Origin of the sequence: Brevundimonas sp., from assembly GCF_035998205.1 — a bacterium.
Lineage (GTDB): Bacteria > Pseudomonadota > Alphaproteobacteria > Caulobacterales > Caulobacteraceae > Brevundimonas.
This window is the reverse complement of sequence record NZ_DASYHT010000006.1, coordinates 39800-61786: the sequence shown is the minus strand read 5'-3', so window position 1 is coordinate 61786 and position 21987 is coordinate 39800. Positions and strand designations below refer to the sequence as shown.

General features: G+C 71.8%; 17 protein-coding genes. 9 read left to right on the top strand and 8 right to left on the bottom strand.

All coding sequences use genetic code 11. The annotated features are described in order from the left end of the window. Nucleotides 1–300 precede the first annotated feature (300 nt). Nucleotides 301–1200 (bottom strand): EamA family transporter RarD, encoded by a 900-nt coding sequence (gene rarD, locus VGN74_RS10325; protein WP_327447855.1) that lies wholly within the window; start codon nt 1198–1200, stop codon nt 301–303. 53 nt (nt 1201–1253) lie between these two features. Next, nucleotides 1254–2300 carry an aspartate-semialdehyde dehydrogenase gene (locus VGN74_RS10320; protein ID WP_327447851.1) on the bottom strand — a complete coding sequence of 349 codons (1047 nt, stop codon included), beginning with the start codon at nt 2298–2300 and terminating at the stop codon, nt 1254–1256. A 135-nt stretch (nt 2301–2435) separates the two neighbouring features. Between VGN74_RS10320 and zapE the strand changes: the two genes are divergently transcribed. Then, nucleotides 2436–3554, top strand: a complete 1119-nt coding sequence (gene zapE / locus VGN74_RS10315; RefSeq protein WP_327447849.1) for a cell division protein ZapE — start codon at nt 2436–2438, stop codon at nt 3552–3554. A 32-nt stretch (nt 3555–3586) separates the two neighbouring features. Next, entirely contained in the window at nt 3587–4054 is a 468-nt protein-coding gene (locus VGN74_RS10310) for a YbjN domain-containing protein (protein WP_327447847.1), read from the top strand. A gap of 15 nt (nt 4055–4069) precedes the next feature. Here VGN74_RS10310 and mdh read toward each other — a convergent pair whose 3' ends face one another. The 6 genes from mdh to VGN74_RS10280 all read right to left on the bottom strand — a co-directional run bounded on the left by mdh (nt 4070) and on the right by VGN74_RS10280 (nt 12676). Further along, the gene (gene mdh / locus VGN74_RS10305) at nt 4070–5032 is read right to left on the bottom strand and encodes a malate dehydrogenase (RefSeq protein ID WP_327447845.1); all 963 of its coding nucleotides are present in this window, start codon (nt 5030–5032) and stop codon (nt 4070–4072) included. A gap of 570 nt (nt 5033–5602) precedes the next feature. After that, nucleotides 5603–6340 carry a DUF1223 domain-containing protein gene (locus VGN74_RS10300; protein ID WP_327447842.1) on the bottom strand — a complete coding sequence of 246 codons (738 nt, stop codon included), beginning with the start codon at nt 6338–6340 and terminating at the stop codon, nt 5603–5605. A gap of 72 nt (nt 6341–6412) precedes the next feature. Then, nucleotides 6413–8554 (bottom strand): prolyl oligopeptidase family serine peptidase, encoded by a 2142-nt coding sequence (locus VGN74_RS10295; RefSeq protein ID WP_327447840.1) that lies wholly within the window; start codon nt 8552–8554, stop codon nt 6413–6415. Nucleotides 8555–8713: 159 nt separating this feature from the next. Then, a complete protein-coding gene (locus tag VGN74_RS10290) occupies nt 8714–10912 on the bottom strand; it encodes a prolyl oligopeptidase family serine peptidase (RefSeq protein WP_327447838.1) in 2199 nt (732 codons plus the stop codon). A 322-nt stretch (nt 10913–11234) separates the two neighbouring features. After that, nucleotides 11235–11693, bottom strand: coding sequence for a MaoC family dehydratase (locus tag VGN74_RS10285; protein WP_327447836.1), 459 nt, complete (start codon nt 11691–11693; stop codon nt 11235–11237). Next, on the bottom strand, nt 11690–12676 hold the full coding sequence (locus tag VGN74_RS10280; protein ID WP_327447834.1) for a threonine/serine dehydratase: 987 nt from the start codon (nt 12674–12676) through the stop codon (nt 11690–11692). Before VGN74_RS10280 ends, VGN74_RS10285 begins: the two co-directional genes overlap by 4 nt. On the opposite strand from VGN74_RS10280, the gene VGN74_RS10275 reads away from it, so the two are divergent. The 7 genes from VGN74_RS10275 (at nt 12675) to VGN74_RS10245 (ending at nt 21979) form a co-directional block, all read left to right on the top strand. Further along, the gene (locus VGN74_RS10275; protein WP_327447832.1) at nt 12675–13055 is read left to right on the top strand and encodes a hypothetical protein; all 381 of its coding nucleotides are present in this window, start codon (nt 12675–12677) and stop codon (nt 13053–13055) included. The genes VGN74_RS10280 and VGN74_RS10275 overlap by 2 nt on opposite strands. Further along, complete coding sequence (glpK, locus tag VGN74_RS10270; RefSeq protein ID WP_327447830.1) at nt 13043–14536, top strand: glycerol kinase GlpK; 1494 nt, start codon at nt 13043–13045, stop codon at nt 14534–14536. The genes VGN74_RS10275 and glpK overlap by 13 nt, the downstream gene beginning before the upstream one ends. After that, nucleotides 14533–15609 carry a phosphotransferase family protein gene (locus VGN74_RS10265; protein WP_327447828.1) on the top strand — a complete coding sequence of 359 codons (1077 nt, stop codon included), beginning with the start codon at nt 14533–14535 and terminating at the stop codon, nt 15607–15609. Before glpK ends, VGN74_RS10265 begins: the two co-directional genes overlap by 4 nt. A 191-nt stretch (nt 15610–15800) precedes the next feature. Continuing rightward, on the top strand, nt 15801–18077 hold the full coding sequence (locus VGN74_RS10260) for a TonB-dependent receptor (RefSeq protein ID WP_327447826.1): 2277 nt from the start codon (nt 15801–15803) through the stop codon (nt 18075–18077). Between the two features lie 181 nt (nt 18078–18258). After that, a complete protein-coding gene (locus VGN74_RS10255) occupies nt 18259–20043 on the top strand; it encodes a PAS domain-containing sensor histidine kinase (protein WP_327447825.1) in 1785 nt (594 codons plus the stop codon). A gap of 116 nt (nt 20044–20159) precedes the next feature. Next, entirely contained in the window at nt 20160–21581 is a 1422-nt protein-coding gene (gene lpdA, locus VGN74_RS10250) for a dihydrolipoyl dehydrogenase (protein WP_327447824.1), read from the top strand. 59 nt (nt 21582–21640) lie between these two features. Next, nucleotides 21641–21979 (top strand): hypothetical protein, encoded by a 339-nt coding sequence (locus VGN74_RS10245; protein ID WP_327447822.1) that lies wholly within the window; start codon nt 21641–21643, stop codon nt 21977–21979. Nucleotides 21980–21987: the final 8 nt, after the last annotated feature.

Below are 21987 nucleotides of genomic sequence, written 5' to 3'. Positions count from 1 at the left end.
GGAGGAGAGGATTTCCTTCTCCCCTTGCGGGAGAAGGTGGGCCGCGGAGCGGCTCGGATGAGGGGTGTCAGCGCCGACGCCGGGTGGCTGTGGCGACCGTTCAAGGTGCATCACAGAGAGCACAGCGAGACACGGAGGACACAACGGCGTGGCGGCGCCGGGCCGGCGGCGGGTCGCCTGCGGGCCTTCGAGTTCACGGCCCGTCATCCTCGGGTCAAGCCCGAGCATGACGGGATGGGGGCAAAGGGGAAGCAACTCTCAGCGTCCTTCTCCCCCTCGCCGCGCGCGGCGGCGCGCGACCTAAACCGCGGCGGCCCCCGCCGCCCGCCGGCTCCGCCGCCAGGCGCCGAGCGCGAACACCAGCGCCCCGCCCCAGATGAAGGCGAAGCTCAGGCCGCGCAGGGCGGTGAAGGCCTCGCCCGACAGCACCCCGATACCGAACTGCAGCGTCGGGGCGAGAAACTGGATGAAGCCGATCGTCGACAGCGGCAGCCGCCGCGCCGAGAAGGCGAACAGGGCCAGCGGGATCACCGTCGCCGGCCCGTTCAGCAGGGCCCAGGCGGCGTTGCCGGGCGTCTCCAGCGCATGGCCGGCCCCCGAGGCCTGCAGCCAGGCCACATAGGCCACCCCGAACGGGATCAGGATCAGGCACTCGATCAGCAGCCCGCTCTGGGCCTCGACCGGGACGCGTTTGCGGATCACCCCATAGGCGCCGAAGCTGAAGGCCAGCACCAGCGAGATCCACGGCGGCCGGCCCAGCGCCAGCGCCTGCAGCGCCACCCCGATGACGGCCAGACCGATGGCCGCCCAGCCCCAGCGGTCGATGCGCTCGCGGAACAGCCACAGCCCCACCACCATGTTGAGCAGGGGATTGATGTAGTAGCCGAGGCTGGCCTCCAGCGTCGCCGCATTCGTGGTGGCCCAGACGTAGACGCCCCAGTTGACGGCGATCAGGGCCGTGGACAGCAGCAGCCAGCCCAGCACCCGCGGCTGGCCCAGCACCGCCCGCACCTGCGGCCCCTGTCCGGCCAGCCAGACCAGCGCCGCCGCGAACGGCGCCGCCCACAGGGCCCGGTGGGCGAGGATCTCCAGCGCGGTGAACCCCGCCGCCGCCTGTCCCATGAACAGCAGGGGCATCAACCCCCAGATGACATAGCACCCGAGGGCGGCCGCATAGGCGGGACGGGCGTCGACGCTCACGGCACACTCCACAGCCGGCCCGCGCACGGCGGGCCCGGCCGGTCAGGACAACCTCAGACGGTCAGGGTGCGATAGCCGCTGGCCGGCTGGATCACGCCCTGCTCGTCCAGCAACTGGGCGATCTGCACCGCGTTCAGCGCCGCGCCCTTGCGCAGGTTGTCGGACACGACCCACAGCGACAGGCCGTGCTCGACGGTGTGATCCTTGCGGATGCGGCTGACATAGACGCCGAACTCGCCGGCGGCCTCGACCGGGGTGGCGTAGCCGTCGGCCTCCTGCTTGTCGACGACCAGCACGCCCGGCGCCTCGCGCAGCACGGCGCGCGCCTCTTCCGGCTCGATCGGGCGATCGAACTCCAGCGTCACGGCCTCGGAGTGGCCGACGAACACCGGCACCCGCACGCAGGTGACGGTCAGGCGGATCGAGGGGTCCAGCATCTTGTGGGTCTCGTTCCACATCTTGGCTTCCTCGTCGGTGTAGCCGTCGTCGCGGAACGCCCCGATGAAGGGGATGACGTTGAAGGCGATCTGCTTGGGGAACTTCTTCGGCGTGGTGTCGCCGAGGCCATAGACCGCCTTGGTCTGGTTCCACAGCTCGTCCATGCCTTCCTTCCCGGCCCCGGAGACGGACTGGTAGGTGGCCACCACCGCGCGGCGGATGCCGGCGGCGTCATGCAGCGGCTTCAGCGCCGTGACCAGCTGGATGGTCGAGCAGTTGGGGTTGGCGATGATGTTCTTCTTGCGCGCATCCTTGATGGCGTCCGGGTTCACCTCGGGCACGATCAGCGGCACGTCCGGGTCCATGCGGAAGGCCGAGGAATTGTCGATGACGATCGGGCCGGCGGCGCCGATCTTTTCCGACCAGGCCCTGGACACCGTCCCGCCGGCGGACATCAGCACCACATCGACCCTGGAGAAGTCGAACTGCTCCAGATCCTCGCAGCGCACGGTACGGTCGCCGAACGCCACCTCCACGCCTTTCGAGCGCCGCGAGGCGACCGCGTGCATCTCCGCGACCGGGAAGTTGACCTCGTCGAGGATGGCCAGCATTTCGCGGCCGACGTTTCCGGTGGCGCCGACGACGGCGACGCGATAGCCCATGGGGAAGGTCCTTCGGGGAGAAGCCGGTCGCCACGAGGCGACCGCGCAAGGTTCTGTAGAGGGCTTCTGATGTAGGCTTTCGCGCCTGCGACGCAACGACTTTTCACCGCTCATCGCGCCTTTCCAGTCCGGACCATGCCCTCTGCCCTCCGTCAGGCCTATGCCGAGCGACTGAATTCCGGTCGTCTCAAGCAAGATCCGGCCCAGACCGCCGCCCTCGACCATCTCGAGGCGCTGGAGAGCCGGCTGCGCCGCCGCGGCCTGTTCGGCCGTCGGCCGCAGGTGCGGGGCGTCTACCTCTGGGGCCCGCCCGGCCGCGGCAAGTCCATGCTGATGGACCTGTTCTACGCCGGCGCGCCTGAGCCCCGCCGCACGCGGGCCCACTTCCACGCCTTCATGGCCCGCATCCACGACCTGATCCGCCAGTGGCGCGAGGGCGACGCCGCCGCCCGCCGACGGGTGTTCGGCCAGCACCGCGGCGACGACCCGATCGGCCCCGTCGCCGACATGATCGCCCGCGAGGCGCGGCTGCTGTGCTTCGACGAGCTGCAGGTCACCGACATCGCCGACGCCATGATCCTCGGCCGCCTGTTCGAGGCCCTGTTCGACCAGGGCGTGGTGCTGGCGGTGACCTCCAACCGCGAGCCCGGCGACCTCTACCGCGACGGCATCAACCGCCAGCTGTTCCTGCCCTTCATCGACCTGATCCGCGACCGCTGCGAGGTGGTCGAGGTGGCCGGGGCCCAGGACTGGCGCGTCGACCGGCTGGGCGTGTCGCGCGTCTGGTACGCGCCCTCGGACGATTTCGGGCGGCGCCTCGCCTTCGATCACCTGTGGGACGACCTCCGCGGCGACGAGCCCGAGGAGCCGACGGTGCTCAGGGTTGACGGTCGCCAGGTGGTCATCGACCGCACGGTCGGCGGCATGGCCCGGGCCAGCTTCGACGCCCTGTGCGCCCGGCCGCTGGGCCCGCACGACTACCTCGCCCTGGCCGAGCGCTTCCACACCCTGTTCCTCGAGGACCTGCCCCTGCTCGACGAGGGCCGGCACAGCGAGGCGCGCCGGCTGGTGACCCTGATCGACGCCCTCTACGAAGCGAAGGTGCGGCTGGTGACCCTCGCCGCCGCCCTGCCCGAGGCCCTCTATCCCCGCGGCATCGGCGCCTTCGAGTTCGAGCGCACCGTCTCGCGCCTCAACGAGATGAGCAGCCGCGCCTGGATCGAACAGCGCTCCGGCGAGCGGGCCCCGGTCTAGCCTTCGCCGTCTTTCGGTGCTGCAACAGGGCCATGACCCTGCGCCCTGCCCTGCTGTCCGCCCTGTTCCTCGCCATCCTGGCCGCGCCCGCTGCGGCGCAGGAGGGCGTCTCCTTCGCCGAAACGCGTGTCTGGCTCGCCTCGGTCGGGGCCGAAGTGTCCGAGCCCGTGGTCGACGCCGACGGCACGCATCTGGACGTGCGCGACGGCCCGCTGAACTGGCGTCTGAGTTTTCCGGGGTGCGCAACCGCCGTCTGCGGCGATGCGCAGTTCTCGGCCCGCTTCACCGCGCCGGGGGCCACGGCCGAGGCGGTCGCCGACTGGAATCGCGAGCAGCGCTTCCTCAAGGCCTGGGCCGCCGACGGCTCGGCCGTGGTCGACTACGACCTGATCCTTGAGCCGGGCGCGCCGCAGGCGGTGCTGGCCGCGCCGACCGCCCTGTGGGTCGAGGGCGTGCGCCGCTTCGCCGTGCACGTCGGCTTCGCGGCGCCCGCCCCCTAAAGCCTCACGGCCGGCTTACGCCAGGCTGGGATCGATCTGCTTGCAGGCCTCGATCAGGCCCTTCACCGAGTCCACCGACCTGGCCAGCATGGCCTTCTCGGACTCGTCGGTGCTGAACTCGACGATCTTCTCGACGCCCGACGCGCCGATCATGGCCGGCACGCCGACGTAGAGGTCCGACAGGCCGTACTCGCCCGACAGCCACACGGCGCACGGCAGGACGCGCTTCTGGTCCAGCAGGTAGGACCTGGCCATGGCGATGGCGCTTTCGGCCGGGGCGTAGAAGGCCGAGCCGGTCTTCAGCAGGGCGACGATCTCGCCGCCGCCCTTGCGGGTGCGCTCGACGATGGCGTCCAGCTCGGCCTGGCTCATGAAGCCGGCCTTGACCGCGTCCGGCAGCGGCAGGCCGCCGACGGTCGAGTGGCGCACCATCGGCACCATGTCGTCGCCGTGACCGCCCAGGGTCCAGGCGTGGATGTCCTGCACCGACACGCCGGTCTTCTCGGCGAGGAAGTAGGCGAAGCGGGCCGAGTCCAGCACGCCGGCCATGCCGACGACCTTCTCCTTCGGCAGGCCCGAGAACTTCTGCAGCGCCCAGACCATGGCGTCGAGCGGGTTGGTGATGCAGATCACGAAGGCGTTCGGGGCGTGCGCCTTGATGCCCTCGCCGACCGCCTTCATCACCTTCAGATTGATGCCCAGCAGGTCGTCGCGGCTCATGCCCGGCTTGCGCGGCACGCCGGCGGTGACGATGCAGATGTCCGCCCCGGCGATGTCGGCGTAGTCGTTGGCGCCCTTCAGGGCCACGTCCTGGCCGAACACAGCGGTGGCCTCGGCGATGTCCAGCGCCTTGCCCTGGGGGGTGCCCTCGGCGATGTCGAACAGGATGACGTCGCCCAGCGCCTCGCGGGCGCAAACGTGGGCGAGGGTGCCGCCGATCATGCCGGCGCCGATGAGGGCGATCTTCGCGCGAGCCATTCAGGCCTCCGATGGTCGTGGTGCGTTGCGAAAACGAATGCCGCGGGGTCTAGACCCGGCCGGGGCGAGGAGCAAGCGGCGAGAGGAGCCCCTCTCCTCCCCCGCCTGCGGGGGAGGGGGACCGCGAAGCGGTGGAGGGGGCGACCGTAGGCGCGACGCTCTGTCCCTCGCCCACTCCACCACGCTGCGCGTGGTCCCCCTCCCCCATACGCTTCGCTATGGGGGAGGAGAGGCGCACCGAGCCCCCCACCCCGTCATCCTCGGGCTTGACCCGAGGATCGAGGGTCAGGCCCGACGCCAGGCCGGCCGGCGATCTGCGACGGAAGGCGCGATCCTCGGGTCAAGCCCGAGGATGACGGGCGGGTGTGCGCGAAGCGCCGTGAACTCGAAGGTCCGAGGCGACCCGCCGCCGGCCCGGCGCCGCCACGCCGTTGTGTCCTCCGTGTCTCGCTGTGCTCTCTGTGATGAACCTTGAACGGTCGGAACAGCCACCCGGCGTCGGCGCTGACACCCCTCATCCGAGCCGCTCCGCGGCCCACCTTCTCCCCCAGGGGGAGAAGGAAAGCCCCCCTACCGCGCCGCCGCCGCGAGGATGCGCCCGTCGGCGCGGCTCTGCACCAGCACGGCGACGGCCACGTCCGGCCCCGTCTCCGGCAGGGCGAACAGGGTCGGCCGGCCGCGCCAGGTCCCCAGCGGCTCCAGCGCCTGCACCACATTGACCTGGCGCAGTTCCCGCCCGCGGTTGTCGCCGGCCCCGACCTCGACCGTCTGGGCCCCCGGCCGGTAGACCACGGCCCAGACCTCGGCCCCGCCCTCGGGGACGCGCCCGGAGCCGACGCCGACATGGCCGCCGGTCTCGCGGAACTCGATCTCGGGCGGGAACTCGCGGTGCACCGCCGCCGCCTCGACCGCCGCCTCCACCGCCCCCGCGTCGACGCCGGACACGGCGCGGCGGCCATCCACCACGATCTGCGGCGTATAGACGCCGCGCAGCTGCAGCGCCTGCTGGTAGGCGCGCTGGCGCTCGACGAACTCCGGCCGGGCGAAGGTGTCGGCCCAGCCCTGGTAGTCCCAGTAGTCGACCCCATAGGTCAGGGCGATCACCCCCGGCGCCTCGGCCAGCGCCTCTACCGTGCGGTCCGCCTCCGGACAGCTGCCGCAGCCCTGGGCGGTGAAAAGCTCCACCACCACCGTCTCCACCGGCGTCACGGACAGGGGCGACGAGCGCGCCGGCTGGGCCGCCGAGCTAGCGGTGAGCGCCAGCGCCAGGGCCCCCGCCCCGGCCGTGATACAGCCCCGTCTGATCATGGCTGACGTTCTAGGCCGGTCGCGGCTTCACCGCCGCTCATATCTGCGTGAGGTGAGGACGCGCGGCCCCGCTCAGTCCATCAGCTGCTGCGCCAGATAGACATAGTGCCGGGCCCAGCGCCGGGCGTTGGCCACCGGATCGGCGTCGTTGGAGTGCCCGCCCGCCGTGTCCTCGAAATAGAGGTGGTCATGGCCCATCGCCCCCAGCCGCGCCGCGAACTTGCGCGCATGGGCCGGGTGCACCCGGTCGTCGAGGGTGTTGGTGGTGATGTAGGCGCGCGGATAGTCCACGCCGGGCGCCAGCCGCTGGTAGGCCGAGTAGCCGGCGATGAATTCGGCGTCGCCGGGCACGCGCGGGTCGCCGTACTCGCCGATCCAGGAGGCCCCCGCCGGCAGCAGGTGGTAGCGCAGCATGTCCACCAGCGGGCTCTCGATCACGACCGCGTCGAACAGGTCCGGCCGCTGGGTCATCGACACGCTGGTCAGCACCCCGCCGTTGGAGCGGCCATAGATGCCGAGGTGATCCGGGCTGGTGATGCCCCGGGCGATCAGGTCCTCGGCCACGGCGATGAAGTCGTCGAACGAGCGCTGGCGGTTGCCGCGCAGCGCCGCCTGGTGCCAGTCCGGCCCGAACTCGCCGCCGCCGCGGATGTTGGCCTGGACGAACACCCCGCCGTTCTCCAGCCACAGCTTGCCCATCTCGGCGCGATAGGCCGGCGGGAAGCTGACCTGGAAGCCGCCATAGCCGAACAGCACGGTCGGGGCCTGGCCGTCCCGCGCCAGGTCGCGCGGCATGACCACGAAATAGGGCACCCGCGTTCCGTCGGCCGAGGTCGCCTCGTACTGCTCGACCACATGGGTCGAGGCGTCGAACTTGGCGCTCGCCGCCTTCAACGGCTGCGGCGCGGTCGCTTCGGCCTCGAGCAGGCCCAGCGACGGCGGCGTCAGGAAGCCCTGCGAGGTGACGAACACCCGCCCGCTCGACCGGGCGGTGTCGCCCAGCCCCACGGCGGCGTTGGCCGGGGCCTCCAGCATCTGGCCCGTCCAGGCCCCGCCCGCCGGCGTGAACCGCCGCAGGGTCCCGACCACATTGTCGTTGACCACCGCCAGCACATGGTCCCGCATCACCGCCACATCCTCGACCGACTGGCGCGGACCCGGATCGAACACCACTTGCGCCGTCGCCGACGCCGCGCCGGCGCGCAGACCGGCCAGATCCACGGCCATCAGCGTGCCGGCCTCGGCCGCCGCGCCGCCCACCGACCAGGCCTGCTCCGGCGTCACCACCAGCGCCCCGTCCAGCACGCCGTGAATGCCGACGCGCGCCGGCAGGTCCAGCTTCACCGCGCGCCCGTCCAGCCACTGCCAGGTCTCGGCGCGGAAGGTGTCGAGCGGCCGCCGGAACAGCACCGCCTCGACCGCACCGGCGGGGTCGCGCAGCACCACCGCACTAACGCCATAGCCGCCGTCGGCGGCGTCGCCGCGATAGACCTCGGTCGCCTCGGCCAGGGTCTGGCCGCGGCCCAGCGTCTTGACGATGTAGGGATAGCCCGACTCCGTCAGCGTGCCCGGCCCGAAGTCGGTGGCCACCAGCAGGGTGTCGGCGTCCAGCCAGCTGATCCTGTGCTTGCCTTCCGGCAGGCTGAAGCCGCCCTCGACGAAGGTCTTCGACACGGTGTCGAACTCGCGCACCACCACCGCGTCCTTGCCGCCCTCGGACAGGGAGATCAGGCAGCGCCGGTCATCGGGGGCCAGGCAGTTGGCGCCCTTGAACACCCAGTCCACGCCTTCCGCGCGGGCGAGGGCGTCGATGTCCAGCAGCACCTCCCACGCCGGCGCCTCGGTGGCGTAGCTGTCCAGCGTCGTGCGCCGCCAGACGCCCTTGGGATTGGTCGCGTCCTGCCAGAAGTTGCCGACCCCGTCGCCGAGGAAGCTCGGGTAGGGCAGCCGGTCCTGCGAGGTCAGGATGGCCTCGGCCTGGGCCCGGAAGGTCTCGTAGCGCGGGTCCGTGGTCAGGGCCGCCAGCGCCTGCTCGTTCGAGGCCCGCACGAAGGCCATGGCCTCGGCGCCCTCCACCTCCTCCAGCGCCAGATGGTCGTCGGCCGCGGCGATGCCCTCGGGCGTCAGGGCCGCCGGAAAGTGCGGCATCGCCTGCTGGGCGACGGCCGGAGCCGCAAGAGCAAGGGCGGAGGCGGTGAGCAGCAGCAGACGCATGGGAAAACTCCGAAAGCTGGAAAGTCCTCCCCCTCGCAGAGGGGGAGGGGGACCGCGAAGCGGTGGAGGGGGCGAGAGGCAGGGCGCGGCGCGAGCGGTCGCCCCCACCACCCTGCTGCGCAGGGTCCCCCTCCCCCGCGACGCGGGGGAGGAGAAGGACTATTCCGCCATCAGACGGCGCGACAGATAGGTGTACTCCAGCGCCAGCCGGCGGGCGGTCTCGCGCAGGTTGGCCCCGGCGGCGTGGCCGCCGTCGGTGTTCTCGTAGAACAGCACCGGATAGCCCAGCTCCTCCAGCCGCGCCGCGGCCTTGCGGGCGTGGCCCGGGTGCACCCGGTCATCCTTGGTCGAGGTGTGGATGAACACCTCCGGATAGGGCTGGCCGGCGCGCAGGTTCTGGTAGGGCGAATAGGCCTCGATCCAGGCGCGCTCCTCCGGGATGTCCGGGTTGCCGTACTCGGCGATCCACGAGGCCCCCGCCAGCAGGCGGTGGTAGCGCAGCATGTCGAACAGCGGCACCTGGATGACCGCGGCGTTGATCAGGTCCGGCCGCTGGGTCAGCATCGCCCCCATGAACAGGCCGCCCTGGCTGCCGCCCATGATGCCGAGGTGCGGCTGGCTGGTGATGCCGCGGGCGATCAGGTCCAGCGCCACGGCCTGGAAGTCCTCGTGCGCCCGCTGGCGGTTTTCCTGCAGCGCCGCCTGGTGCCAGCGCGGCCCGAACTCGCCGCCGCCGCGGGTGTTGGCCACCACATAGACGCCGCCGCGCTCGAGCCAGAGCTTGCCGACCGTGGCCGAATAGCCGGGCAGCATCGACACCTGGAAGCCGCCGTAGCCGTACAGCAGCGTCGGGGCCGAGCCGTCGGTCGGCAGGTCGGACCGGCCGACCACGAAATAGGGGACCATCGTTCCGTCGGCCGAGCGGGCCTCGAACTGGCGCACCTCCAGCCCGGTGGCGTCGAACTTGGCCGGCAGCGACTTGACCGCCTCGGCCTGCAGCGTGCCGGCGTCGGCCAGGTACAGCGTCGAGGGCGTCAGATAGCCGTTGACCGAGACGAACACCCGGTCATCCGCGTCGCTGGCCGAGCCCAGCCCGACCGAGACGTTCTGCGGCAGGTCCATGCGCTGGCGCGACCAGCCGTCGGGGGTCGGCGCATAGACATAGACCCCGCCGCGGACGTTCTCGTACAGCGCCACCACCAGCCGGTTGCGGGTGATCTGCACCCCCTCGATGGCCTCGCGCGGGCCGGGGCGCAGGATCAGCTGCATCGGCGTCGCCGGGTCGGCCAGCCAGGCGTCGAGGTCGACGCTGAACAGGTCGCCGGTCTGGAAACTCTGGCCCGAGCCGGCGGTGAAGTCCTCGTCCGTGGTCAGGATCAGCCGGTCGCCCAGCAGGCCGGTGATCGCGGCCTTCTCCGGCAGGTCCAGCTTGCGGGTCGAGCCGTCGGCCTGAACCAGATGATACTCGCGCGTATAGAAGGTCATGGCCCGCGAGATCAGGGTGGCGCGCAGCCGCCCGTCGGGATCGCGCAGGGTGAAGGCGTTGACGAACACATCGTCGACCTCGCCGCGGAACAGTTCCTGCGCCTGGTCCAGCGCCTGGCCGCGCGCCAGCCGCTTCAGCACCCGCGGATAGCCGCTTTCGGTCAGGCTGCCCTCGCCGAAGTCGCGCGCCACGATCAGGGTGTCGGCGTCGATCCAGGTGGCCGAGCCCTTGGACTCCGGCAGCACGAAGCCGCCGTCGACGAACGTCCGGCTGACCCGGTCGAACTCGCGCAGGGTCGAGGCGTCCTTGCCGCCGTCCGACAGCTCCACCAGGCACAGCCGCCCGGCCGGCTCGAGGCACGAGGCCCCCCGCCACACCCAGTTGGCGTCCTCGGCCCGGGCCAGGGCGTCGAGGTCCAGCACCGTCTCCCACGCCGGCGCGGCGGTGGCGTAGCTCTCCGGCGTCGTCGTGCGCCAGACGCCGCGGATGCTGTTGGCGTCCTGCCAGAAGTTGTCGATGCCCTCGACGCCCTCGACGCGGCGGAAGGCCGGGCTGGGGATGCGGTCTCGCGACTCCACCAGCGCCAGCGCCTCGGCGTGCAGCTGGTCATAGAGCGGGTCGCCCTGCAGCCGGCCCAGCGAGCGGGTGTTCTGCTCCGCCACCCAGGCCAGGGCCCGCTCGCCCTCGACCTCCTCCAGCCAGATGTAAGGGTCCTCCTCCGTCACCTGCACCGGGGCGGCGACAGGGGTGGGCAGCCGCGCCTGCGGCTCCTGGACGGTCTCGGACATGCGGATCTCGGCCAAATTCGTCTCGGCAAGGGCGGGGCTGGCCAGCAGAGCGGCGAGCACGGCGAGGGAAGCGACGCGGGTCATCAGGGGGTCCCCAGGCGACAGACAGGGCGCGCACACTACCCGGGTCAGGTCGGGGATCAATCGGACAAATGGGCGAAGGATCCTCTCCTCCCCCGCGTGCGGGGGAGGGGGACCCTGCGAAGCCGTCAGGCGAAGCAGGGTGGAGGGGGCGAGGGACAGAGCGCAGCGCCTGCGGTCGCCCCCTCCACCATGCTGCGCATGGTCCCCCTCCCCCATACGCTCCGCTATGGGGGAGGAGAGCTGCATCCATCGCCTCTCCTCCCCATGCCAATGGGGAGGTGGCGCGGCGCGCAGCGCCGTGACGGAGGGGCCGCCCCCGCCCCTACGCCACCATCTGCATGCCGAGCCATTCGGCGATCAGGGCCGGCTTGTCGCCGCCCTCGATCTCGACGGTCAGCTCGTGTTTCAGCAGCCAGCGGCCGCCGCCCTTGTCCTCGGCGGACAGCAGCCGGAACCGCCCGCGCACGCGCGACCCGGCCGGCACGGGGGCGAGGAAGCGCAGCTTGTCGAAGCCGTAGTTGACCCCCATCACCACCCGCTCCAGCGGCGGCACGGCGTCGTAGCTCATGGCCGAGGCGAGGCTGAGGGTCAGGAACCCGTGCGCGATCGTGCCGCCGAACGGCGTGGCCTTCGCCGCCTCGGGGTCGATGTGGATGAACTGCCGGTCCTCGGTGATGTCGGCGAAGGCGTCGATGCGGGCCTGGTCGACCGTGATCCAGCGCGACACGCCGACCTCCTGGCCGATCAGCTCGGGAAGGCGGGCGACAGGGGTCGGGGTCATGCGGGCGCTCCGGTGAAACGGTCCTCGATGATGGCCGAAAACAGCCCCGGATCAACATTGCCGCCGGACAGGATGACCGCCGTGGTGCGGCCGCGCGTCTCGATCTTGCCGGCCAGCACGGCGGCCAGCGCCGCCGCCCCGCCGGGCTCGACCACCAGCTTGAGGGTGCGGAAGGCGTAGCGCACCGCCTCGGCGGCCTCGAGGTCGCTGATCGCCAGCGCCCCCTTCAGCACCCTCTGATTGATGGGGAAGGTCAGCTCGCCCGGCACCGGAGTCTGCAGGGCGTCGCAGATCGACGGCGCGGCCGGCGGATGGCCGACCCGTTCGCCGGCGGCCAGCGAGCGGGCGGTGTCGTCGAAGGCCTCCGGCTCGACCGCCCAGCTGTCGGTCGCGGGGCTGCGCGCCTCCAGCACCAGGTTGATCCCGGCCATCAGCCCGCCGCCGGAGCAGCAGCAGACCAGCTGGTCGACCGGCCCGTCGGCCTGGTCCAGCAGCTCCAGCGCGGTGGTCCCCTGACCCTCGATGATGAAGGGGTCGTCGAAGGGCGGCACCAGCACCGCGTTGCGCTCCTGCGCCAGCTGCGCCCCGATGGCCTCGCGGCTCTCGGTCCAGCGGTCGTACAGCCGCACCTCGCCGCCGAAGTGACGGACCCCGGCGATCTTGATGGCCGGACTGTCGGCCGGCATGACGATGGTCGCCCGCGTGCCCACCAGCGCTGCCGCCGCGGCAACCCCCTGGGCATGATTGCCGGACGAGAAGGCCACCACCCCGCGCGCCCTCTCCTCGTCCGTCAGCCGGCTGATGCGGTTGTAGGCGCCGCGGAACTTGAAGGCTCCGGCGACCTGGAAGGTTTCGCACTTGAGCAGGACGCGGCCGCCGAGGCGATCATTGAGCGCCGGATGCTCGATCAGCGGCGTGCGGACGGCGGCGGGACGGATCTGGCGGGCGGCGTCGAGGACGCCGTCGAAGGAGGCGGTGCGCATGCGTTCACTTAACCCGATCCGTCGCCTTGTCGAGCAGATCGGCCCGGCGCAGGATCGCGAGATGAACCCCTTTGCGGCCATAGATGATCAGTTGGCGCAACGGGCAAAGGCGGAAGGCTGGGAGCTCTGCACGGAGTGGGCCGAAGCCCCTGCCCGGTACTTCCACATCCATGGCGATCGCCCCTGGGACTGCTTCCAGGTCAACATCGCTGCGCCGTCGGGCGACCAGATGAACGTGACCGCCCGGTCGATCGACACCAACGACGGAATCGAGTTCGAGGCCACCTTCTCGGGCGCTGTCGCGGATTTCGGCAATCTGCTGGCCGCCGCCGTGAAGACGATTGAAGTTTGGAGAGGGCGTTCGGCATGGACCCGCTGATCCTCAGCCTCGACCAGGGCACCACCTCGACCCGGGCGGTGGCCTTCGCCCTGTCGCCGGACGGGGCCCTGACCCCGGTGGCGACGCGCCAGCTGGAGCTGACCCAGCACTATCCGCAGCCGGGCCAGGTCGAGCACGACGCGGCCGAGATCTGGTCGGCGGCGCTGCAGACCTGCCGTGAGGTGGTCGACGCCGCCGGCGGGATCACCCGGTTCGCGGCGCTGGGGATCACCAACCAGCGCGAGACGGCGGTGATCTGGGACGCCGCCACCGGCGCGCCGCTGCACCGCGCCGTCGTCTGGCAGGACCGACGCACGGCCGAGATCACGCGGCGGCTGGCGGCCGAGGGGCACGAGCCCGCGGTGCAGGCGGCCACCGGCCTGATCCTCGATCCCTACTTCTCCGCCACCAAGTTCGCCTGGCTGCTGGACGCCGTGCCCGACGGCCGGGCCCGGGCGGCGCGCGGCGAGGTGCGGCTGGGCACCGTCGACGCCTGGCTGATCGACCGGCTGAGCGGCGGGCGCGCCCATGTCACCGACGCCACCAACGCCGCGCGCACCAGCCTGATGGACCTGCGCAGCCTGACCTGGCGGCCGGATCTGGCGCACCTGTTCAACGTCCCTGTCGCCGCCCTGCCGGCGATTCGCCCCTGCGCCGGACTGCTGGCGGAGACGGCCCCCGAGGTGTTCGGCCGGCCCCTGCCGATCACCGGGGCGGCGGGCGACCAGCAGGCGGCGTTGGTGGGCCACGGGGCGCTGGCGGCGGGCGACGCCAAGATCACCTACGGCACCGGGGCCTTCCTCGTGGCCAATGTCGGCGCGGAGCCGGTGGCCTCCAGCGCCCGCCTGCTCTCGACCCTCGGCTACGCCGTCGACGGAACGCAGGCGTTTGCGCTGGAGGGCTCCATCTTCTCGGCCGGCTCGGCCATCCAGTGGCTGCGCGACGGCCTCGGGGTGATCGACGAGAGCCGCCAGTCCGAAGCGCTGGCCCGCGGCCTGCCGGACAACGGCGGGGTCTATCTGGTCCCCGGCTTCACCGGCCTCGGCGCGCCCTGGTGGGCCCCGGAGGCCCGCGGCGCGGTGATCGGCCTGACCCGCGACTCAGGCCCGGCCCATTTCGTGCGCGCGGCGCTGGAAAGCCTCGCCTACCAGACCCGCGACCTGCTGGACGCCCTCGCCCGCGACGGGGCCCCGCCGCTGAAAGTGCTCAAGGTCGACGGCGGGGTCACCGCCAACGCCTGGGCCATGCAGTTCGTCGCCGACATCTGCGAGGTGACAGTCGAACGGCCCGCTTATCAGGAGATGACGGCGCTCGGCGCGGCGCGGCTGGCGGCCTTCGGGGCAGGCCTCGTCGACAGCCTGGCGGCGCGCGAGACCGCCGCCCCGGCCTGCTGGCGGCCGCAGATGGACACGGCGACCCGCGAACGGCTGCTGGGGGGCTGGCGCGCGGCGGTGCGCGCCGCCATGATCGCCGCCGCATGACCCAGGACGCCGCGCTCGACCCCCAGACCGCCTTTTCCGGAACGCGCGAGGTGGACCCCCGCCACGCCCTCGACGTCGGGGCGCTCGACGCCTGGCTGAAGGCGCATGTGGAGGGCTACGCCGGCCCCCTGACCCTGCGCCAGTTCAAGGGCGGCCAGTCCAACCCGACCTATGAGCTGACCACGCCGGGCGGCGCCTATGTGCTGCGCCGCAAGCCGCCGGGGACCCTGCTGGCCAGCGCCCACGCGGTCGACCGCGAGTTCCGCGTCATCTCCGCCCTGCACGCCCGGGGCTTTCCGGTCGCCCGCCCCCACGCCCTGTGCGAGGACGAGGGGGTCATCGGCTCGATGTTCTACGTCATGGACAAGGTCGAGGGCCGGGTCCTGTGGGACCTCAAGCTGCCCGGCCTCGCCCCCGCCGAGCGCGGCGCCATCTATGACGCCCAGGTGCGCACCCTGGCGGCCCTGCACCGCTTCGACCCGGAGGCCATCGGCCTGGGCGACTACGGCAAGCCGGGCAACTATTTCGCGCGGCAGGTCGGCCGCTGGTCGAAACAGTACCGGGCCTCGGAGACGCAACCGATCCCGGCCATGGACCGGCTGATCGAATGGCTGCCCGAGACCCTGCCGCCCGAGGGGCCGGCGCGGGTGGTGCACGGCGACTTCCGCCTCGACAACCTGATCCTCGCCCCGGACGCCGCCGAGGTGCGGGCGGTGCTGGACTGGGAGCTGTCGACGCTGGGCGATCCGATGGCCGACTTCTCCTATTTCCTGATCGGCTGGGCCATTCCGGCGACCCTGCGCAACGGCCTGGCGGGGGCCGATCTGGAGGCGCTGGGCATCCCCGGCGTCGAGCAGATGGTCGAGACCTATGCGGCGCTGACGGGCCTGCGCCCGGCCAACCTCGACTGGCTGTTCGCCTACAACCTGTTCCGGCTGGCGGCCATCTGCCAGGGCATCGGCGGCCGGGTGCGCGACGGCACGGCGGCCTCCGACCACGCCCGCCAGATGGCGGCCCAGGCTCCCCTGCTGGCCGAAGGCGCCCTGGCCTTCGCCCGCAAGGCCGGCGCCTGACGCCCCAATCCATAACGTCAGGCCATGACGTCAGGCGCGTGACAGCTGCTCAGCTGCCGGACAGATTGACACGCAGGCGCCACCCGCGCGTCGCTGAAACATGATTGGCCCCGCCCCCAGCGTGACCATTAGAGGCGAGTCCCGAGCGGTGGAACGTGGGCGAAACCCGCGCGCCGTGTCGGGGAACAGTCATGAAAACCAATCTGTGGATGAGCGCCGCGCTGGCGCCGCTCCTCATCGGTCTCGCCGTCCAGCCCGCCGTGGCGCAGGACGCCGATGACCAGCCGACCCGGGTGTCGGAGATCATCATCACCGGCCAGCCGGTGTTCCGGAACCGCACCGAAGAGACCGCGCCGGTCCTGTCCTACGACCTGGAATACTTCCAGCGCTTCGAGCCGCTGACCGTCGGCGACGCCCTGAAGCGTGTCCCGTCGGTGGCCTTCCTCTCGGACGTGCTGGAATCGGACGGCGTGCGCCTGCGCGGCCTGAACCCGGCCTACACCCAGATCCTGATCAACGGCGAACGCGTCCCGGGCGCCGGCGATGACCGTTCCTTCTTCGTCGACCGCATCCCCGCCGAGCTGATCGAGCGGGTCGAGGTCGTCCGCTCGGCCTCGGCCAACCGCTCCGGTGACGCCCTCGCCGGCGCCATCAACATCGTGCTGCGCGACGCCTACACCCTCGACGGCGGCTATATCCGCGCGGGCGTGCTGAGCTGGGAAGACAGCGAGTACGGTCAGTTCGGCGGCGCCTTCGGGGCCGGCTGGGGCGGCGAGGTCGGCCCGGGCCGCCTGCTCGTCGGCCTGAACGTCCAGGACCGCCGCAATCCGAAGAACAAGTTCAGCGCGCGCTTTGACGAGCCGGGCGGCACGCTCGACAATACCGAGGTGCAGACCGACGTGCGCGACGGCACCGACTACGCCTTCAACGCGGCCTATGAGGTCGAGGTCGGCGGTGGCGATCTGGAGCTGGGCGCGGCCTTCGTGCGCACCGACCGGGTCCAGGACGAGGACTCCATCGAGTACGACGGCGGCGTCGAGACCCCGGCCAACATCCTGACCGTCAACGACAATGACGTTGACATCCAGACCGACAACCTGGCCCTGCGCGCCCGCTACGAGCGCGACATGTTCGGGGGCGAGACCACCTTCAAGCTCGGCTGGGCCTATATCGACGACCAGCAATCCGAGTTCGAATCCGAGTCGGAGTACCTGCGCGACGCCATCGCCTTCCCCGACGAGGACCGCTTCACCCTCGACTCCACCGACGTGAACATCCGCGACGAGGAGCTGTCGGCGGCGATCGAGCACGAGATCGACCTGTCGGAAGACCTCGAGCTGGAGTTCGGCGTCCAGTACACCGGCAAGGATCGCGAGAGCCTGATCCAGGAAACGCCGCGCATCCGCTTTAACGTGCCGAATGCCCCGGCGGCCCGCCCGGCCGTGCCGGCCTTCGGTCCGTTCGCCCCCATCACCGGCGGCGACCTGACCATCGAGGAAACCCGGATCGACCCCTATGTCATGCTCTCGGGCGAGCGCGGCATCTTCTCGTGGGAAGCCGGCCTGCGCTACGAGACCACCGACACGACCATCACCGATCGCACCGCGCCGGCCGCGGACCAGGTCAATGACAGCGACTACGCCTTCCTGCTGCCGTCGGTCAGCCTGCGCTGGGCCGTCACCGAGACTGACCGCGTCTATGTCTCGGCCGCCCGCACCGTGCGCCGCCCGAGCTTCAACCTGCTGAGCCCGGCCCTCCTCGAGGAAGAGTTCGGCGACAGCGACTTCGTCGGCAACCCCAACCTCGACCCGGAATCGGCCATCGGCTTCGACGCCGGCTGGGAGCGTCGTCTGGGCGCCCGCGGCGTGGTCGGCCTGAACGTCTTCTACCGTGACGTCTCCGACCTGATCGAAGAGACCAACACGGGCCTCGAAGGCTCGGCCGGCGCGGGGACCTTTATCTACACCGTCGACAACGTCGGCGACGGCGAGGTGTACGGCGTCGAGTTCGACCTCTCGACCCCGCTGAGCTTCGTCGGGATGGAGAACACCGGCGTCTATCTGAACTACTCGTGGCTCGACAGCTCGATCGAGGACTTCATCGGCGAGCGCCGCTTCAACAGCCAGTCGGACTATGTGTTCAACGCCGGCTTCACCCACGACATCCCGACCTGGGGCGCGGCCTTCGGCGCCAGCTACCGCAAGCAGGGCGACGCCTGGGAGCGGGTGCTGACCGAGGAGGTCTCGACCACCTACGGCGCCGACCTCGAGGTCTTCATCGAAAAGACCTTCGGCGACAACGTCGTGGTGCGCCTCACCGGCTCGAACCTGCTCAACGCCTCCAAGGACGAGGTGTTCGACAAGTTCGAGACCGTGGCCGACCAGATCGCCCGCGACTACGACGAGTACGAGCTGGAGACCGAGGACGCGGGTCCGTGGTTCCAGCTGATCGCCCGGGTGGCGTTCTGATCGTCACCGCTGGAGCGTAAGTGACGCGGGCCGGTCCCTCCGGGGGCCGGCCCGTTTTCTTTGCGGGCGACGTCCGGTCCCGGTCGCATCGCGGCGCGGCCTCGGTTAAGCCCTCATTAGGCCTGTCCCTTGCACGGCGGAGGGGCGAGGACAGCGGGCGCGTACGAAAGCGGGACACTCCATGTTTCTGGAAGGCGAGATCGACTGGGTCGTGCTGCTGGCGGTGGTGGCGGCCGTCAGCCTGGCCGTCGCCCTGATCGCCGGCTTCTACGCCATCACCCGCGGGGCCCGGCACGAGGACGTGTCCGGCGAGCTGGCCGCCGCGCGCGAGGCCGCCGGCGCCGCCCAGCGCCGCCTGCTGGAGGTGCTCAACGCCGTGCCCGTGGCCCTGGTCGAGACCGACGCCCAGGGCAAGTTCGTCTTCGCCAACCGCGCCGCGCACCAGCTGCTGGGCCGTCGCGACGCCGAGCTGCTGGGCCTGCGCTTCCACTCGGCCACCTGGGGCATCACCTATCCCGACGGCCGGCCGATCCCGCCGGACCTGCTGCCCAACGCCCGGGCCCTGCGCGGCCAGACGGTCAAGGGCTTCCAGCACATCCTCGCCAACCCGGCCAACCGCAAGCGCATGCTCGTCTCGGTCACGGCCATGCCGATGGAAGACGCCCGCGGCCAGATCATCGGCTCCATCGCCGCCATCGTCGAGACCGAGGGCCTGACCACGCCGGAGCCGGTGATGGTCGAGGCGCCGCCGCCCGCCGCCCCCGCCCCGGCTGCGGCGGCGGAATCCGACCTGCTGCGTCAGGTGTTCGAGGCGGCCACGGCGGCGCTCGTCGTCATCGGCCCGGACGGCCGCGTGCGCGAGACCAACCGCCAGACCCGCGCCCTGATGCCCGGCCAGCCGCTGGACGGCGGCGACTTCACCGAGCTGTTCCTCAACGAGACAGACCGGGCCCCGGCGCGGCAGGCGCTGCGCGCCGCCCTGCAGGGCGAGCCCGAGGACGAGACGGCGCTGGCCGCCCTGCGCTCGCCGCACCTGGGCGAGGGCGTGGTCTGGCGCGTGCTGCCGCTGGGCGAGGCCGGCGGCCGGCCCGGGGCCCTGCTGCTGGCCGGCGAACGCGCGACCGACCCGGCGGAGGCCGCGCCCCCGACACAGGACGGCGCGGCTGACGCCCCCGCCCCGGAAACGCCCGCCGCCGACACTGCCGCGGCCGAGGCCCGCGTCGCCGAACTGTCCGCCGCCCTCGACGCCGCGCGGGCCGAGCTGGCCGCGGCCGAGCGCCTGTCCGCCGCCGAGCGCGAACAGGGCCGCCGGCTGGAAACCGTCGGCCGCCTGACCGGCGGCGTGGCCCAGGACTTCGCCGCCCTGCTCTCGGTCATGACCAGCGCGCTGGACCTGCTGGCGCAGCAGGCCGAGGACCCGGCCCGCGTACGCCGCCTCGCCCAGGCCGCCCTGACCGCGGGCCAGAAGGGCGAGGTGCTGACCCGCCGCCTGTCCGCCTTCTCGCAGGGCGAGGAGGCCCCGGCGGCGCAACGGCTCGACGCCGGGGTGCTGCTGCGCGGGCTGGAGCCGCGCCTGCGCCGCGCCGCGGGCGAGGGTGTGGACCTGCTGATCGAAGGCCCCGCCGCGCCGCTGGAGCTGGCGCTCGACCCGGTCGGCCTCGAAGCCGCCCTCGTGGCCCTGGTGCGCAACGCCGTCGAGGCGCGCGGCTCGGGCCCGGCCTCGGTCGCCGTGCGGCTGGCCGAGACTGTCGAAGCGGCCGAGTTCAGCGTCATCGACATGGGCCACGGCATGGACGCCGAGACCCGCGCCCGCGCCGTCGAGCCCTTCTTCACCACCCGGCCCGGCCAGGCCGGTCTGGGCCTGAGCGAGGCCCACGCCTTCGCCCGGCAGTCGGGCGGCCGGCTGGAGCTGGAGAGCGCGCCGGGCGAGGGGACCACGGTGCGGCTGGTGCTGCCGCGGGGCTGACCCCGCCCGTCAAGTCGTCGCCCGTGTCAGTCCGCCATTGAGTACGCGGCGGATTCGCGCCATGTGCGGAGCACACCCGACGCGCCTCCCTGCGCGGCCAGACTTCCGAGGATCCCATGGCCGAAGCCGCCGCCCCCTACGACGTCATCATCATCGGCGGAGGCCCCGGCGGCTACAACGCCGCCATCCGCGCCGGCCAGCTGGGCCTGAAGGCCGCCTGCGTCGAGATGCGCGACACCCTGGGCGGCACCTGCCTGAACGTCGGCTGCATGCCGTCCAAGGCCATGTTGCACGCCTCGGAGATGTTCGAGGCGGCCGGGAAACACTTCGCCGGTCTGGGCATCGAGGTGGGCTCGCCCAAGCTCAACCTCGGCCAGATGATGAAGCAGAAGGACGAGAGCGTCACCGCCCTGACCAAGGGCATCGAGTTCCTGTTCAAGAAGAACAAGGTCGACTGGCTGAAGGGCCGCGGCCGCCTCGACGGCCGGGCTGACGGCCTGACGAAGGTGGTGGTCGAGGGCGCCGGCGGCGCCGTGACCCATCACGCCCGCCACGTCATCATCGCCACCGGCTCCGAGCCGACCCCGCTGCCGGGCGTCGACTTCGTCCCGGGCAAGGTGGTCGACTCCACCGGCGCCCTGTCGCTGCCCGCCGTGCCGAAGCACCTGGTGGTGGTCGGGGCCGGCATCATCGGTCTCGAGCTCGGCTCAGTGTGGCGTCGCCTCGGGGCCGAGGTGACGGTGATCGAGTTCCTCGACCGCATCACCCCGGGCATGGACAGCGATCTGGCCACCGCCTTCCAGCGCGTCCTGACCAGGCAGGGCATGACGTTCCGCCTCGGCCAGAAGGTCACCGCCGCCAAGGCCGGCAAGGACGGGGTCGAGCTGACCGTCGAGCCCTCGGCCGGCGGCGCCGCCGAGACGGTCAAGGGCGATGTGGTGCTGGTGGCCATCGGCCGCCGCCCCTACACGCAAGGGCTGGGGCTGGAGACGGTCGGCATCGAGACCGACAGGCGCGGCTTCATCGCCAACGACCACTTCCGCACCGGCCAGGACGGCCTGTGGGTGATCGGCGACGTGACCCACGGCCCGATGCTGGCGCACAAGGCCGAGGAGGACGCGGTGGCGGCGGTCGAGCTGATCGCCGGCAAGGCCGGACACGTCGACTACAACCTGGTCCCCAGCGTGGTCTACACCGCCCCGGAAGTGGCCTGGGTCGGCAAGACCGAGGACGAACTGAAGGCCGCGGGCGTGGCCTACAAGACCGGCAAGTTCCCCTTCACCGCCAACAGCCGGGCCAAGATCAACCACGAGACCGACGGCTTCGCCAAGGTGCTGGCCGACGCGACGACCGACCGCATCCTCGGCGTGCACATCATGGGCCCGCAGGCCGGCGAGCTGATCGGCGAGGCCTGCATGGCCATGGCCTTCAGCGGCGCCTCGGAAGACATCGCCCGCACCTGCCACCCGCACCCGACCCGCTCCGAGGCCGTCCGTCAGGCGGCCATGGGCGTCGAGGGCTGGACCATGCAGGCCTGACGGTTCCCGCCCGGCCGCATTTGAGGTAGCATCGGCTCGCGTCCCGAGGGAGGAAGCCGATGCTGCTCGCCGCCGCCGCCCTGCTGGCCCAGGAGGCCGCGCCCCAACCGCCGGTGGTCCGTCCGCCGGACGTCGGCGCGGTGCGTACGCTTGAGCTTGCCCCCGCCGTCGCCGCCCGCCTGGGGATCAGCTGCAACGTCCTGCTGCACCGGGCCGACGGCAGCGCCGTGATCGTGACCCCGCCGGCGCAGGCCGGGGAACAGGTGCAGCTCCACCTTCTGCTCGATCGCTATGTCGACGGCTGCCCCACGCCGCTGATCGCCGCCGAGCGAATGCCCGCCGCGGACGCCGCCATCGGCCGCAACCTTCTCGCCCCCGCCGTCAACAGCCCGCGCTGAGGCTTCCG

Excerpts from the sequence above, each read along its gene's own strand:
- VGN74_RS10320 (WP_327447851.1), bottom strand. The coding sequence starts at position 2,300 with ATGGGCTATCGCGTCGCCGTCGTCGGCGCCACCGGAAACGTCGGCCGC.
- zapE (WP_327447849.1), top strand. The coding sequence starts at position 2,436 with ATGCCCTCTGCCCTCCGTCAGGCCTATGCCGAGCGACTGAATTCCGGT.
- VGN74_RS10310 (WP_327447847.1), top strand. The coding sequence starts at position 3,587 with ATGACCCTGCGCCCTGCCCTGCTGTCCGCCCTGTTCCTCGCCATCCTG.
- mdh (WP_327447845.1), bottom strand. The coding sequence starts at position 5,032 with ATGGCTCGCGCGAAGATCGCCCTCATCGGCGCCGGCATGATCGGCGGC.
- VGN74_RS10300 (WP_327447842.1), bottom strand. The coding sequence starts at position 6,340 with ATGATCAGACGGGGCTGTATCACGGCCGGGGCGGGGGCCCTGGCGCTG.
- VGN74_RS10295 (WP_327447840.1), bottom strand. The coding sequence starts at position 8,554 with ATGCGTCTGCTGCTGCTCACCGCCTCCGCCCTTGCTCTTGCGGCTCCG.
- VGN74_RS10290 (WP_327447838.1), bottom strand. The coding sequence starts at position 10,912 with ATGACCCGCGTCGCTTCCCTCGCCGTGCTCGCCGCTCTGCTGGCCAGC.
- VGN74_RS10285 (WP_327447836.1), bottom strand. The coding sequence starts at position 11,693 with ATGACCCCGACCCCTGTCGCCCGCCTTCCCGAGCTGATCGGCCAGGAG.
- VGN74_RS10275 (WP_327447832.1), top strand. The coding sequence starts at position 12,675 with ATGCGTTCACTTAACCCGATCCGTCGCCTTGTCGAGCAGATCGGCCCG.
- VGN74_RS10280 (WP_327447834.1), bottom strand. The coding sequence starts at position 12,676 with ATGCGCACCGCCTCCTTCGACGGCGTCCTCGACGCCGCCCGCCAGATC.
- glpK (WP_327447830.1), top strand. The coding sequence starts at position 13,043 with ATGGACCCGCTGATCCTCAGCCTCGACCAGGGCACCACCTCGACCCGG.
- VGN74_RS10265 (WP_327447828.1), top strand. The coding sequence starts at position 14,533 with ATGACCCAGGACGCCGCGCTCGACCCCCAGACCGCCTTTTCCGGAACG.
- VGN74_RS10260 (WP_327447826.1), top strand. The coding sequence starts at position 15,801 with ATGAAAACCAATCTGTGGATGAGCGCCGCGCTGGCGCCGCTCCTCATC.
- VGN74_RS10255 (WP_327447825.1), top strand. The coding sequence starts at position 18,259 with ATGTTTCTGGAAGGCGAGATCGACTGGGTCGTGCTGCTGGCGGTGGTG.
- lpdA (WP_327447824.1), top strand. The coding sequence starts at position 20,160 with ATGGCCGAAGCCGCCGCCCCCTACGACGTCATCATCATCGGCGGAGGC.
- VGN74_RS10245 (WP_327447822.1), top strand. The coding sequence starts at position 21,641 with ATGCTGCTCGCCGCCGCCGCCCTGCTGGCCCAGGAGGCCGCGCCCCAA.